This is a genomic window from Microbulbifer maximicatervae (SeqCode) (genome assembly GCF_052468155.1).
In genome coordinates this window covers 3,742,746-3,756,476 of record NZ_CP174335.1, presented here as the reverse complement: position 1 = coordinate 3,756,476, position 13,731 = coordinate 3,742,746, and the positions used below count along the sequence as shown (strand labels likewise).

Below are 13,731 nucleotides of genomic sequence, written 5' to 3'. Positions count from 1 at the left end.
GAATACCCGGCCCATAAAAACCAATATGGCTTGGCTTGCCACTAAAAGACCATCAAAAACTGAAAGTCCACTCGGGAATCCAATTCAAAGCCCAGGCTTCCATTACCTTATCAAGCCCACTCAATACCAGTACCCCGAGCAGTAATAGTATAAGACCTAGTACTGTTTTGCCTCCAATGGCGAAAGCCCCAACTGATGGTGATAGTCGAGTGTAAATCTGCCTCGATAGCCCCCCAGCCACTAAAAGCGCTGCACCAGTACCTAGTCCGAAAGCAAACATCACCATAAATGACTGTCCCAATTGTTGGCCCATGGAAGCCAGTGCTATAGCGGCACCCAGGGTAGGGCCGACACATGGCAGCCAGATGATTCCGGTAAGGAAGCCAATACCAAACTGCCCAGCCCAAGCCCCATCACCGGTAATGCTCGCCCCTACAGTGATTTTTGATAAGCGCAAGGTAAGCCAATCGGAAAGTGGTTTGATCAACAAGACGAGTGCAACCGCCATTAACATTATCGCGGCAATATAGCGGAAGAGTTCTGGGTCTAATCCTAAGGAGACCAATAGAAAGCTCAGCACAGTACCTGCCAATGCAAAGGACAAGCTTAGCCCAACCGCCAACGCGTACGGCCCCCAGCGCCCGGCGCTATTAGATGCGCCGACAACCATTGGCACCAACGGCCAAACGCAGGGGGAGAGAATACTGAGAGTACCCGCGATCAAAGCCAGGGGGATGGCGCTAAGCTCAAGCATTGTCAGTGCAAGCCTTAACTGAATCGAAGATATTCTCCTGAATTACATCGGCACGAGTTTCGGCAACACTGAACCACACCTGTTGCTCTCCATTAAACAGTAGTAGCGTTGATTGCCGAGGAGCGCGGAAGTGCTTAACCCACTTTTTCTGGGAGTCGAAATCCACATTCAGGATCGTAAGGCCACACTGGGCATTGTCCCTCTGAAACTGCGCCAGAATCTCGCCCTGCTTTTTACAGGTTGGGCACCAATCTGCTCTCACATCGATCAAAATGGATCGTTTGGCAGCTTGTAACTCCTTGAATCGTTCTTCGGAAAATGGCTCTGATGCTAGAGCGAATGGCATAGAAAAAACTAATGTAGCGGCGATCAAGGTGCGAAGAGCTAAGCGGATAAATTTCATACAATCCATATCCTTAGTGGCAGGGTATAAGCCCTAATTTGAAGACAATCTGTTTAGATACCCATCTTGGTCGTACTGGAGTGCAAATTCTTACAGTAAGGCTACGAGGATTTGTTCGACTAGGAGATCCTAGGCTAACTCTCTGTGTATTCAGGAGCTAAGAAGGCTAGGCATCGAGATGGAGAAGGGCGATGGCCTCACTGTCATAAAGTAACAACCAGGTGAAGTTGGAGGCTCCAAAGAACTTATAAGATCTGTGGGAGTCTTACCTGTTATCGCACTAATCACAGAGTTTTTCGGAAAAGGATTTTGGCCAGGTCTATTGAGATATGGTCTACGAAGTAGATGGATTTTAATACGACGACCCTACCACTCTCCAACACCAAAACCACCCAAAATTGGCGCTTTGCAGTATCAGTACTTATTGCTATTGGAACCCATATAGCACTGATAGTTGTTCCAGTATCAGTAGATCCAGGTCCAACTCCTAGGACCAACACGTCACTAGAAGTCAAATTACTGGCCCCATTTACTCCTATGCCTTCTACGTCTCCGCCAACTGCTGAAGAACCGAGCGTAGTATCAGAGCAGGATACCGCTCCGACAGATGCAGTAACCGTTACTAGCCCGCCAATACCTGATAGTTTGAATAAGGTGAAGCCAGCCAAAATAGAAGAGCCACCACCCAAATTGGAAGGAGCATTAGAGGCAAGGCCCGATTCCGAGGATTTCCCAACTGCGCCAAGGTCAGGGCGACAACCGACTGTATTCAATCCCGCTCTTGAGAGAAAAATAGCCAGGGAACGCAACAAAGTCCGTCGATATCAGCCTACAGAAAACAGATACCAGACCTCGACAGGAACCTTTGTTCAAGTTGGAGACCGCTGTTTTGATGTTAAAGAGCTACCTGCTACAAATACAGATAGTGATCTAAATCCATGGTTTGGTGCGAAGTGTCCAGATAATTCCAGATCACAAGCAGAAATCGATCGATTGGCTGAGAAATATGGGATTCCATAAAACTGCTGGAGTAACTTTTTATAAATGAAAGGGTACCCAACCTTCACCAGTTGTCTTGAAACATGTAGTTATGATCCTACCCACCAAAGACGGACACTCTCTTAAGCGATAAACTACGCAGCAGAGGTGCCCTATGACACGATCAAGTAAATCAACCAAAACCACTCGTAAAAAATACTCAGAGGAATATAGAAAAGATGCCCTAGCACTGGCGGTCAAGGTAGGGGTAAGCGTTGCCGCTAAACAGCTTGGGTTACATCCTTCCCAGATTTACGGATGGCGAAGCAAGGCTAAGTTACATCAGAGCCGAGGGGATGCCGAGAGAGAGCTGGCCACAGAGAATGCTCGCCTTAAGCGGCAGCTGGCTGAGCAGGCAGAGGAGCTGGCGATCTTAAAAAAGGCCGCAGCGTACTTTGCAAAGAGCCTGAAATGAGGTACGCCTTCATGCTAAAGCACAGGCATAAGTTCAGCATCAAAGCGATGGCTAAGGTATTGAGCGTATCTCGCAGTGGGTTTTACGATTGGGTGTCAAGATCGGCCGATCAATCCAAGCGCCAGCAGTACCAAATGGAGCTTGATGGTTTGGTACAGCAGCGCTTTATAGCCAGTAAAGAACGTAGTGGCGCCCCTCGCCTGACGAGGGAATTGGCCAGTGAGGGGAGTAAATATAATCAAAAAACAGTTGCTGCCAGCATGCGTCGACAGGGCCTACGGGCTAAAGCCGCCAAGAGATATAAAGCCACAACCTACTCAAAACATGGTCTGCCAGTGGCCCCAAATCTGCTCGAGCAGAACTTCAATACTGAAGCGCCGAATCAGAAATGGGTCGGGGATATTACCTACCTACGAACAGAAGAGGGTTGGTTATATCTGGCTGTAGTGATAGACCTATATAGTCGGCTGGTTATTGGTTGGGCGATGTCAGAAACGATGACAGCTACATTGGTCTGTGACGCCCTTCAAATGGCTTTATGGCGACGTAAGAAACCTACAAATGTTATCGTGCATACTGACAGGGGAAGCCAATATTGCTCTAAAGATTATCAATCTTTAATTACAGCTTATGATCTGCGGTGCAGCATGAGCGCCAAAGGTAACTGCTATGATAACGCCTGCGCAGAAACGTTCTTCCACTCACTTAAGGTAGAAGTAATCCATGGTAACCGCTTTCCTACAAGGTGCCTCATGCGGGAAACCGTATTTGAGTATATAGAAATAGACTACAATCGAAATCGCTTACACAGCGCCAATGGCTATCTCAGCCCTGAGGCGTTTGAGGAACAACTAGTCGCTTAGTGGTGTGTCCGTTGTTGGTGGGTAGGATCATTATCAACTCAACTGGTGAAAGTATTACACCTTTACCGTCTTCCCTTGAAGGTTAGTGAGCCTTACCACCTGAACGCTCAAATCCAGCGTAAGGGTGATACAGAATTGACTTCAGGCCAGAGTGACGCTCGCGAAGTTCTTGTGGCATATCACCCAGGTGTACTAAGCGAGTGGGTTCAGCAGCCGCTATCCAGCGATCGGCGAAGTTGTCCCACGAGTCAATATGCTTATGGGCAGACTTGGAGTCCTTGAAATGCTCGTAGATAAGCACGTTTCCATCATCGGTTACGTAATACTGGTAGTTCAGGGTTCCACCTTCTTTCTTAGTTGCTGCGACCATCTCATTCACAACAGCTTTGAACTCCGCTTCATGTCCCTTTCTTATCTTTCCTTCGATAATCCAACCTACATTGTTAAACATGCTTGCTACCTCACTACCGAAAGTATCGTTTAACCATATACACCGGAAGAGTTAATGTATTACCCACGGCGCTTAAGTGGTGTGTTGAATTGTAGATGGTTTCAGAAGAATTACATGCTGCAGGCAGAATAGACCAATTCAAATCTAGTAACTAAAAGAGAGTTTAGGGTCAGTACCCGCTAGTCAATTTGGTAGTATCACAGTCTAATAAAACAACGCAAAACCGGTTGAATCAGTTACCCAAAGGCTTTTCAGTTATAGTTTTTTGCACACCAAAATCCTCAATGACTCTGATAACTTCATCCTTTTTAGTGCCAACGAAACGCGGAAAAGTAAGAATAAATATCTCAGAATTTTCATTTGATATAATAACTCCGAAAGAAGTTTCCCTATAATGCATCGCTCCAAAGTCACCATTTGGGTCAAATGGTAACTCTTGCAGTGTCAGGTGATACCATTTGTCAAGCATTGCATGCTTCTTTCCTGAAATCGTGAAAGTATGACCACTAACAATAATGAGCAGAAAACAAATCAGCAGAATAAAAATGACGGAAAGGTACTGCCCATTACTTAACTTAGCCCCAAAAACCACCACTACTAATGCAAACGCTAAAAACAAAGTAACTGTTATTATCTGTGTAGCTGGGCTAGGTATCTCATTCACATCTAAAACCTCACTGCCTCCGGCTAAAAGGAAGGTATTATGAATACTCGCCATCAGCAAAGACAGAAAGAGCCCAACACATAAAACAGAGAATATTTTAATCTTCATGATTTAATATTTAAACCCAATGCCTACAACATTAGTTTTGTTTTTGCTCACTCCTTGCCTCGCATAGAATTCCCCCCCGACCATTAGCATTGAAGAGTTACTACCATCCAAAAATATTGCATTATCAAAACCGCAACTGACAAGCTTATTTTTCATCTTTTCAAGTGTGGTGTTACTTCTACCATCTGGTTTAACAAATAAGCCCAGCTTTTTATGAGTTGAATGGTGAGCAACAACAGTCATTCCTGTCTTTGGAGCAGACTTATGATTACTAAATGCTTTAAAAGTGGCATTACTTCTACGAATAAGGTTTGGGGCATTCTCTTTGCTCGGCTGCCCTACAAGCTTACCTTTTGGGGCACCTTTCTTATAGAGGTTTGTTGGGCCATAGGGCAGTCCGTTTATTATAATAGGGCCCGCACCTCCAATTGCAGCATCAGCATTAGTGGGTGCTTGTCCAAATCCAAATGTATATTTCTTAGGGTGGCTGGAATGATTGGCGATATGAAAATTTTTTGGAGCTGGCCTCCCTGCTATAATCTCCTTACCAAATACAGTATACCCCTCAACCTCAATACCTTTCGGAGTTACCGCGTCATTGCCAATAGCATAGTCGGCATAGCCTTGAGGGGTTAGGTCATAAAATTGAGCATTAATAATCGCCAAGTAATCTTTATCTCTCGCCATTGACCTAGCAAGAACATCAAACATGATCTCTTCAGATCTCACAAAGGGCTCCATCTTTACCGTATCGTCAAAAATCACATAGTGAATACCACCATCCTTGCAAAAGGTATAACCACTCAGATTCTTACTCTTATTCATTTCGGCCCAAAAATCTGGCCCCCCGATAAGAAATTCATTTGGCGCACCCAAAGCTACGTCCTCATTCCATTTAATTAATGACAAATTTAGCCGCAACGAGAGACGACATCCAGGTAATCATTTTGATTACTAATAAAAATTAGCAGCACTAACTTACCAATTAACCTGCTAACTCTAACTTGCAATCCAAATTCAATGTGTTGTGCTCTATTGGGCTATACAGAAAAACTTGCCAACCCTTCCATATTAGATTGACCACAAGAATTCTACCTTTTAGGGTTATCAATGGCCACTTAATAATATATTTGCACTTGAATTTTCACATTAAAATATGTAACCAATCTCCTTAGCCATACTTATGTATTAGTGTTTTTAGCCTAAATATATCATATTACCGGAAATCATATTAATCTATTAGTAGAAATATTATGAACAACACATTTAACATTACATTGCTCTTAATCTCCTCACGAGACACTGAGCTAACCTACAGCTGAATAACTGGTACAGAAGATGCTGTCGCAACATATTTTGTTCAGGTCTACCTGAGATTAGGTAGTAAGGGACCCCTCAACAACCATGCCCGCAGATAAGAGTGGGGGGCAACTGAGGTACCATCATTCTAGCCAACCACCAAAAGGGGCAAATGCCCATTTGCTTTTACCACCACCCCATAATGGTAGTGGGAGCCTGGTAAATAGAGGCTACTCAGGCCAATCCAAGCTTTTTGGACAGATTGGTAGAAGAAATGTACCTTCTGCCTACTAGCCTAATTTTACTGGGTGTAGCAATATTTCTGGACATCCATAGATTCCACACTATAGATGTCATAGGCTTTACACATCGGGGCTACCTCGAATCAACTGTCGCCATAGGCGACCACCGAGGACAGATGAAAGAAACACACAGCTTGAATCCGTTCGGCAAACTATGACTGGACAATATTACAGATAAGCTGCTTCGCATGTAGCGAATTCTATACAAAAGCTTTGGGTTGATGTAAATAGTTAGCATCATGATGAAGCCGACAATAACGAAGACCAAATATTGCCTTGCCAGTCTCTTCCGTGGAATTGGTCAGGTCATCCTTCAAAAGAATGCAGTGAGTGGTTTTCTATTCTTACTCGGAATAGCAGTCAACTCAGTTACCATGGCTGTTGGGGCCATACTTGGTGTTATTATCGCAACTTCTTGTGCAGGCATTTTACATTATCCTAATAAAGAAATTGAAGAGGGTCTATTTGGATACAATGGAGCTTTGATCGGCATAGTTATGTTCTTATTATATGCCCCATCTCCGCTTACTGTCTGCTTAATTATTATCGGAAGCATCCTTACGGTCTTGATCATACGCTTCCTAAGGACCCTCTGATCAACGAAGCATTTTTCCAGAATTAAGCTGAGCTGCTTGAAAAATTCACTTTATTACGCACAAACGCGTAATTTGCGCGTAATAGTCCACTAATTTTTCATCTGAAACCCTCAATAGGTGGATTTCAGGCGAACCACCCCTAGGCAGCCAAGTATTTTCTCCCTATTATTAAGTTGGTAAAGCCTGCCAGTAAGCACAGCCTCTCAGTATTTTTTACCAGTCCCCGATAGCGGACCTTGTCATAACCAAATACCCGTTTGATGTAGCGGAAGGGGTGCTCGACCTTCGCTCTTATCTGCGCCTTGATCTTTTCCGCTTTACGAAGTGCATCACGCCCTGGAAGAGTTTTTAGCTTGCTCGGCTTCATTGCTATATACCAATCCGCCTCCCGCTCTTTCAACTCTTCACGTTTCTCCGCACCAATGTACCCAGAGTCTCCCCAGATTCTTTTCTCCTCCCCGTGGAGAACTCGCTCTGTAGTTGTGACATCATGCGAATTCGCTGCTGTTGTATCTATGCTATGTATTACTCCGAGCACATCATCAACCCCGATATGCATTTTCATTCCAAAATGCCACTGATTGCCTTTCTTTGTTTGATGCATTTCTGGATCACGTTTTTTCTTTTTATTCTTGGTTGAAGTTGGCGCAGAGATAATAGTGGCATCTACAATCGTACCTTCACGCAGTACCATGCCATTCTCAGCAAGATGCTTGTTGATTTCATCAAAAAGAGCTGCACCTAGCTGATTGAGCTCCAGTAAGTGGCGAAAGTTAAGAATCGTTGTTTCATCGGGAATTGGGCCGCTCAAAGTCAATCCAGCAAAACTACGCATGGATTCAATTTCATACAGTGCATCCTCCATAGCGGGATCACTGAGATTATAAAATAGCTGCATGCAATGAATACGGAGCATGACACTCAATGGATATGGCTGTCGGCCACGTTTGCCTTGTGGATAGCAAGGAGTGATCTGAGCTTCTAGTCGCTGCCATGGGATGAGGGCTTCCATTTGAGAAAGAAACTTCTCTCGGCGAGTTATACGGCGCTTTAGCTTATATTCTGCTTCGGCAAAGGTGACTTGGTGCATAATTCATCGTAGTCTTGATGGGTAGGTGAATATTACCAATATTGGCTTGGAATTATTCAGAGGTTCCTTAGTTTTAAAAGGACTTATATGCAGGATCGAATATCACAGCTGGATTTGTTAAGGGGAGTCGCTTTGTTGGGGCTTCCTTTATTGAATATGATAAATTTCTCTATGCCTATGGCGGCTTATTTGAATCCGAAGGCCTATTTGCCAAATGGCCCTTTGAATGATTTTCTCTTTAGCTTTTTCCATTTGTTTGCTGATCAAAAGTTCATGGGGCTTTTTGCCATGCTATTCGGCGCGGGGATCATACTATTAGCTGAGAAACGCGAGCAGCAGAATAAGTCTGCTGCAAAAATTCACTACAGTCGAAATTTCTGGCTACTGTTGATTGGCCTTTGTCATGGCATCTTCATTTGGGAAGGCGACATCCTGATGATCTATGCCTTTATAGCCATGTTTGTGTATTTGTTACGCAAGTTGCGCGGAAGCTGGCTGATTGCATTGGGGGTGATTACGCTTGCCTTGTCAGCATATAGCTCATATCTGGCAGGAGCTTTTATACAACCCCTAACAGGGGAAGCTCGATATGCAACGGCAGCCATTTTTGCCCCTGATACAGCGCAGATCCAGCAAGATATAGAAATATATCGAGGAGGGTTCTGGGATCTGGTCGGGAGTCGATTAGTTGCTGGTAATTTAGCTTCTAGTCCGGAATCAGCAATCGTTATTTCCTACTTTAGTCTCTCCATTGTTTTAAAAGCTGCCGCTATGATGTTGCTGGGAATGGGCCTGTTTAAGTTGGATATCCTACGTGGCAAAGCCAGTTCGTCTGCCTACAAAAAACTAGCTATTGCTGGGGTGGCTATTGGGGTGACATTGACCGGTATAGGGCTTATCTGGAACTATAGTCATGACTGGAGTATGGATGATTATTTCACCTATGGTGCCATTTTTAATTTGGTAGGGTCCACATTTACCAGTATCGGTTATATCGGCTTGATCTGCCTTTGGTTCAAATTAGGTAAACACCTATGGATCAAAGGCAAGATCCAAAGTGTTGGGCGGATGGCATTTACCAATTACTTGGCTCAATCATTTATTTGCATTTATATTTTTTATGGCTTTGGATTGGGTTTGTATGGTGAGCTGACACGTATAGAAGTACTTGGGGTCTGTGTGCTGCTGGGTCTGTTTCAGCTGGCCTATTCGGATCTTTGGCTTAAGGCATTTCGTATGGGGCCGCTAGAGTGGTTTTGGCGAACTTTAACATATTTCAGGTTTGCACCGCTGATAAAGGAAAGGGGCGTACCGGCGACCGAACAGCGCTTATAGAGTTTATAGCTAAAATTAGGCGGGCTGCGGTTAAACTTGAGAATAGGAGTTATCGGTAGCTCGTTACCTGTACCACAGATTTTTTATTGCGAGATCTTTTAAATATTTTTATAGGATGATTGGCCGTAAAGATAAGATGTTATCATATTAAAAATAGGCATGATTGAACTTGATCTGACAGGGCTTCTTCTAAGAAGCGGGTAACTGTCAGATCAAGTTGAAAGTTAGTAGATCTCTAATTACCTTAAGACAAAGAACCCTACAATATCTTTTTAGTAATCTACAGTTGTTATTATAAAGTCACCTTCAATTGTACCTTCACTATCCTGGTCAGTATAAGCAATCCAGGCTGCTGTCTCACTGGCAGCTGCCAGCTTACTTTTCAATGCGAGTGCTTCCATCATATTGCGAGGCACATCGAAGTGCCATTGAGTACCCAGTGCCTGACATTCACTCTCTCCATTCGACCAGGTAGACTTCCTCGTAGTCAGTGACCACATAACAGGGTAATCGATAGCGCCATCATCTTTTAAGTCGTTTACATGCAGTTCTCCATTTAACCGCCTTTTACAAGCAAATGAATAAGAGCGATCACATTGACGGTCGTTAAAGCGCCCGTCGCTTCTGATAACAGCGCAGTCCTCTCCGTTACCATGATCATTGGGTTCTCCCTCTCCCCAAGACCATAGTCCTTTATTTTGAAATCTGCTGTCTGTAGCACTGACATCATAGTGTTCTACGGTGTTGATACCGTCATCCCAGTTGTCCAGGGAATCGTCATCGCCACTCTTCCAGTGCCTGTCCAGTCCACCCCATCCATCGAATATTACATCGAATGACTCATTATCATCCCCAATATTGCTGTCATTTTTTGTCCAAAAAAATACGAATCTCTTTTTCCCATTTACACCATCATGTTTACGGACTGTCTCCCGTGATAACTCTTGAGAGGGAAGTGAGGTTCGTTTATAGCTCGTGACTTCAACCCCATTGGGAAAGTCCTCTCTATAGTCTTGGGGTGTGTAAATGTATTCCAGGCCTATCTGATCTATAAGATGGTTTTTAAAAGTTACCTGGGCACCGGACGATACCGCATTTTCGATATGTACGATTACTGTACGGTTAGTGCCATATTGATCCTGCTTGTAAGCCCAATCCCTCAAATCTCCCAATACAGTAGAGATAGGAACGCGTTGAGGATCAAGCCAGAAATTACAGTAGAATGAGCCATGACAAAAATATTGTTCACCACTGAACTGATGCAGGTCCAGCTCAATAATTTCAGCACCAATATCAATTTGGTCTTTAACCCTGGCAGATTGTTCAGAGCCTACCCAGATAGCACCATAGGCATCAGAGTTATAACTGTTGTGTGTTGCAAGGACTTGTGTATAGCGAATTGGTGTTGAGTAAGTCAGGCGCCGTTGTAGCTCGAGTGCATATTTTGCGTGGTCATTGGTACCTTGTTCTGTCTCGTAATCGTAATAGAGGTTGAATTGAACCAACATTGAATAAGGATCGGTCTCTGCAAATAGAGGCGTACTCATCAACGTTATATAACTAAATAAAGCGATACAAATCTTCTTTAGCCCTTTCGAGAGTGACCATGAATAGTTTTTTTTCATTATTATTCCTACTGTTCGCCTGAGTTTGTTATTTTTTAAACAGATTTAATTGCGCTCTCTATTACGACTGCCGAGATAAAAGTAATCGCATGCAGAAATACTTGCGTCTCTAAACGTATGAAGTTTATTTCTACCCGTCTCCCTTGTGAGGTCGGATATCAGGAACTTCAATAATCTTCAAATGTTTCAAGTATAAACCCCTGAAGGGCAATAGAGTGCGAAAGCAATGATATCGAAAAGATATAACCTGTTAGCTACTTTAAATGTATTAACGAGAAGCACCTCACAAAGTTATAGTTTTATAATGCTTAAACCAAAAACTATTTACTATTATTTAAAGGTTAAACACTTTCTAGCTAATACCCTAATAGTCAGTCGGTGACGAAAGGGTAATCAAAAAACGAACTGCTCGTGAAAGTAGCGATAGATATCATATAAGTAAAATAGGATAATAAGGGTAGGGCTAGGGCTTTCTGGCTGATAATACCGAGAAATAGCCGAGTGCCTGGTATGATTGAGGATTTACAAATCCTGCTGTCTCAAGCATCCGATAAAGCGCTTTGGCTGAGTATAGTTGGGAGCCGTGGTTCATAAACAAATGAAAGCAGAACAAGCTTGGCGTTAAACGAGTATCATCGAAGAGCATATCGTGGATAAATACCTGCCCACCTTTTGGTAAAAGTGCGAAGGCTCTGTCGATTAAGATTTGGCATGTAGCATGCTGCCAATCGTGCAACACATTGCTAAAGCAAATGCCATCGAACCCCTCAGGCCATGGGTCTCTAAAGAAATCCCCCTTAACTATCTGGATTTGCTGGTTTTTCTTGAACTTATTTATATACATTGCTGCTATATCGCAAACCGGCGGCAGGTCGAAGAGCAGCGCATTGCGCTCAGGATAGGTATCGCAGAAGGCGAGAGCAATGGTTCCAGAGCCTCCACCGGCATCGAGTAAGGTTTGAGCGTTTTCAAAAATACCGCAGGAAGCAGCCTCAACTGCGGAGGCAAACCCCTGCGAATGCATCAGATGAGTAAAAGCTGCTGCCGAGTCATTGTCCATGTCATTTTTTTGCCACATGTCGGTTACAGAGCGACCTTTACATTCCAGCTCATATTCTCTTTGTAAGCTGGTGAGTATCTTTTTATCCAGGTGATTGATGTCATAGATTTGAAAAGGATCGAGTAAGACTTCCCCCCAATAGTAGTGACTACTTTTGGAGAGGTAGCATTTTCCCAGCTCTGTATTTTTCACTTGTTGTTTGTCGAAGCAGATATACCCCAAATGACTCAGAATCAGCAGAAAGAAGCCCATTCCTTTATTGCTGAGCTGCAATTCCTTACTGAGTGCTTCGCAGGAATCATAACCGCGTTCAATTAGCCCGGTGATATCCAACTTTGCAGAAACCATCAGGCAGGCAAAATTATAGTTTCCCATAAGACGGTCCCACATAGGACCGTCGGATGCGCTAGGGGGAGTTATGCTTTGAGTTCTACCGCTATTTCCCATCGCTCATTCTCCAAATAACCCGGGGAACTTTGTTGGTGCGTTCGATACGCTTAAGTCGCTCGGCTTTTTGTACTGTGAAGGACTGAGGGTACTGTCTGACAACAGAGGCGAGGTTGTGAATGTTGTTCAAAATATGCTCACAGATGCTGTTGGCACTTGCCGTGCCTGTGAACTGAACGACTATTGAATCGGCAGACTTTTTTGTTTGTGTGTCGCCGCTGAGAAGTAGTTGAACTTCTTCGACGCCTTCACATTCATAGGTGAGTTCTATGATCTTATTGAGGTCCAGAAGGGCGCTGCATAACCCGACATTGTCATCTGCTCTCCCCTGAATAGATAGGCCATTAGGGCGACCACAGGGACAAGTTGCTTTTTGGATTAGGTCACCTAACCGGTAACGCACTATCGGTACTGTCCACCCTGTACCTACACGGGTAAGCAGGGCGCCTTGATCGTCAGTTTCGATCAATTGGTCCGCTAAAAGGTGATATATGTTCAAATCACACTCAGGGGAATTGACAGCAATGCTATTGGTTTCTACCGATCCATAGTCGCACCACAGCCCAGCATCAGGGAAAGCCTTACGTATGACCTTCAACTTTGCTTTGGTCCAAGGTTCCCCCATCCAGATAATTGTCTTTATTGGGAGTTGGCAGCCTGAATCTAGTATACCTTCGGCAAAATCTGCCAGTCCTGTGGGTGCGCCAGCAAGTGAGTCCACATCGATGTTATGTAGAAGTTCCAGCCAATTCTCCACCTCACCTGATATAAAGGGGCCTGTAGGTGCAATGGTGCATTTGGAAGCCTCTGCCAGTGTTTGAATGAAGTAGTGTGCACCCCATAGCCGCCCAGGATTAAAGAGATTAAGAAGAACACTTTGAGAGCTGAGCGGGCGCCATTCCTTGAGCAATCTTTGAATTGCCTGGTGATAAGGTGTATAGGCCAGCTTCGGCTTTCCAGTTGTGCCGCCGCTAGACATGATAATGGCTCCGTGTTCCTGCGCGGCATTTTGGCTGATATGTTTCAGTTCAACGGGGCCACAAACGGGGATGTCATCGAGACATACGGCAGAAACAGGTATATCTGGTCCGCCGTAGAGTGAAAGACTGCGGGCGTGGGCGAGAATGGCATTCCAATCCAGGTGGCCGATGTTCATAGCGTTAAGGTAGCTCCCGTTCAATCCCGTCTTCCTGGGGTGGTGAGGTATCGGGTGGAACTGAGGAAATTGTAGTAACAGGGCGCCTAGGTAGAGAGTGGTCTGGCCAATTGGGAGTTATCCTC

At 44.3% G+C, this 13,731-nt stretch carries 13 protein-coding genes; 4 read left to right on the top strand and 9 right to left on the bottom strand.

The features are described 5' to 3' along the window. Nucleotides 1-52 precede the first annotated feature (52 nt). Nucleotides 53-754 (bottom strand): cytochrome c biogenesis CcdA family protein, encoded by a 702-nt coding sequence (locus tag ACJJIY_RS15985; protein ID WP_445358331.1) that lies wholly within the window; start codon nucleotides 752-754, stop codon nucleotides 53-55. Then, entirely contained in the window at nucleotides 747-1,157 is a 411-nt protein-coding gene (locus tag ACJJIY_RS15980) for a thioredoxin family protein (RefSeq protein ID WP_445358330.1), read from the bottom strand. The genes ACJJIY_RS15985 and ACJJIY_RS15980 overlap by 8 nt, the downstream gene beginning before the upstream one ends. 345 nt (nucleotides 1,158-1,502) lie before the next feature. On the opposite strand from ACJJIY_RS15980, the gene ACJJIY_RS15975 reads away from it, so the two are divergent. Both ACJJIY_RS15975 and ACJJIY_RS15970 read left to right on the top strand, forming a co-directional pair. Then, nucleotides 1,503-2,177, top strand: a complete 675-nt coding sequence (locus tag ACJJIY_RS15975) for a hypothetical protein (RefSeq protein WP_445358329.1) — start codon at nucleotides 1,503-1,505, stop codon at nucleotides 2,175-2,177. A 133-nt stretch (nucleotides 2,178-2,310) separates the two neighbouring features. Beyond that, a protein-coding gene (locus ACJJIY_RS15970) for an IS3 family transposase (RefSeq protein WP_444897071.1) occupies nucleotides 2,311-3,473 on the top strand; the annotation gives its coding sequence in 2 pieces (ribosomal slippage) (nucleotides 2,311-2,569 and nucleotides 2,569-3,473; 1,164 coding nt in all). Nucleotides 3,474-3,555: 82 nt separating this feature from the next. Here ACJJIY_RS15970 and ACJJIY_RS15965 read toward each other — a convergent pair. The 3 genes from ACJJIY_RS15965 to ACJJIY_RS15955 all read right to left on the bottom strand — a co-directional run bounded on the left by ACJJIY_RS15965 (nucleotide 3,556) and on the right by ACJJIY_RS15955 (nucleotide 5,572). Continuing rightward, entirely contained in the window at nucleotides 3,556-3,924 is a 369-nt protein-coding gene (locus tag ACJJIY_RS15965) for a putative quinol monooxygenase (protein WP_444927837.1), read from the bottom strand. Between the two features lie 232 nt (nucleotides 3,925-4,156). Continuing rightward, nucleotides 4,157-4,696, bottom strand: a complete 540-nt coding sequence (locus tag ACJJIY_RS15960) for a hypothetical protein (protein ID WP_445358328.1) — start codon at nucleotides 4,694-4,696, stop codon at nucleotides 4,157-4,159. A 3-nt stretch (nucleotides 4,697-4,699) separates the two neighbouring features. Beyond that, nucleotides 4,700-5,572 (bottom strand): hypothetical protein, encoded by an 873-nt coding sequence (locus ACJJIY_RS15955; protein WP_445358327.1) that lies wholly within the window; start codon nucleotides 5,570-5,572, stop codon nucleotides 4,700-4,702. Between the two features lie 964 nt (nucleotides 5,573-6,536). Between ACJJIY_RS15955 and ACJJIY_RS15950 the strand changes: the two genes are divergently transcribed. Further along, nucleotides 6,537-6,893: an urea transporter gene (locus ACJJIY_RS15950; protein ID WP_445358326.1), complete on the top strand. Its 357-nt coding sequence runs from the start codon at nucleotides 6,537-6,539 to the stop codon at nucleotides 6,891-6,893. Between the two features lie 139 nt (nucleotides 6,894-7,032). Here the strand turns inward: ACJJIY_RS15950 and ACJJIY_RS15945 are convergent, their stop codons facing one another. Further along, nucleotides 7,033-7,983: an IS5 family transposase gene (locus ACJJIY_RS15945; RefSeq protein ID WP_444895065.1), complete on the bottom strand. Its 951-nt coding sequence runs from the start codon at nucleotides 7,981-7,983 to the stop codon at nucleotides 7,033-7,035. Between the two features lie 87 nt (nucleotides 7,984-8,070). Between ACJJIY_RS15945 and ACJJIY_RS15940 the strand changes: the two genes are divergently transcribed. Next, nucleotides 8,071-9,318: a DUF418 domain-containing protein gene (locus tag ACJJIY_RS15940; protein WP_445358325.1), complete on the top strand. Its 1,248-nt coding sequence runs from the start codon at nucleotides 8,071-8,073 to the stop codon at nucleotides 9,316-9,318. Between the two features lie 272 nt (nucleotides 9,319-9,590). Here ACJJIY_RS15940 and ACJJIY_RS15935 read toward each other — a convergent pair whose 3' ends face one another. The 3 genes from ACJJIY_RS15935 to ACJJIY_RS15925 all read right to left on the bottom strand — a co-directional run bounded on the left by ACJJIY_RS15935 (nucleotide 9,591) and on the right by ACJJIY_RS15925 (nucleotide 13,630). Continuing rightward, nucleotides 9,591-10,943, bottom strand: coding sequence for a lectin-like protein (locus ACJJIY_RS15935; RefSeq protein WP_444897410.1), 1,353 nt, complete (start codon nucleotides 10,941-10,943; stop codon nucleotides 9,591-9,593). 463 nt (nucleotides 10,944-11,406) lie between these two features. Further along, nucleotides 11,407-12,378, bottom strand: a complete 972-nt coding sequence (locus ACJJIY_RS15930) for a methyltransferase (protein WP_444897409.1) — start codon at nucleotides 12,376-12,378, stop codon at nucleotides 11,407-11,409. Between the two features lie 61 nt (nucleotides 12,379-12,439). Further along, entirely contained in the window at nucleotides 12,440-13,630 is a 1,191-nt protein-coding gene (locus ACJJIY_RS15925; protein ID WP_445358324.1) for an AMP-binding protein, read from the bottom strand. Nucleotides 13,631-13,731 lie beyond the last annotated feature (101 nt).

What these genes read in the sequence shown, in the direction of transcription:
- ACJJIY_RS15985 (WP_445358331.1), bottom strand. Translation starts at nt 754, where the DNA reads ATGCTTGAGCTTAGCGCCATCCCCCTGGCTTTGATCGCGGGTACTCTC.
- ACJJIY_RS15980 (WP_445358330.1), bottom strand. Translation starts at nt 1,157, where the DNA reads ATGAAATTTATCCGCTTAGCTCTTCGCACCTTGATCGCCGCTACATTA.
- ACJJIY_RS15975 (WP_445358329.1), top strand. Translation starts at nt 1,503, where the DNA reads ATGGATTTTAATACGACGACCCTACCACTCTCCAACACCAAAACCACC.
- ACJJIY_RS15965 (WP_444927837.1), bottom strand. Translation starts at nt 3,924, where the DNA reads ATGTTTAACAATGTAGGTTGGATTATCGAAGGAAAGATAAGAAAGGGA.
- ACJJIY_RS15960 (WP_445358328.1), bottom strand. Translation starts at nt 4,696, where the DNA reads ATGAAGATTAAAATATTCTCTGTTTTATGTGTTGGGCTCTTTCTGTCT.
- ACJJIY_RS15950 (WP_445358326.1), top strand. Translation starts at nt 6,537, where the DNA reads ATGATGAAGCCGACAATAACGAAGACCAAATATTGCCTTGCCAGTCTC.
- ACJJIY_RS15945 (WP_444895065.1), bottom strand. Translation starts at nt 7,983, where the DNA reads ATGCACCAAGTCACCTTTGCCGAAGCAGAATATAAGCTAAAGCGCCGT.
- ACJJIY_RS15940 (WP_445358325.1), top strand. Translation starts at nt 8,071, where the DNA reads ATGCAGGATCGAATATCACAGCTGGATTTGTTAAGGGGAGTCGCTTTG.
- ACJJIY_RS15935 (WP_444897410.1), bottom strand. Translation starts at nt 10,943, where the DNA reads ATGAAAAAAAACTATTCATGGTCACTCTCGAAAGGGCTAAAGAAGATT.
- ACJJIY_RS15930 (WP_444897409.1), bottom strand. Translation starts at nt 12,378, where the DNA reads ATGGGAAACTATAATTTTGCCTGCCTGATGGTTTCTGCAAAGTTGGAT.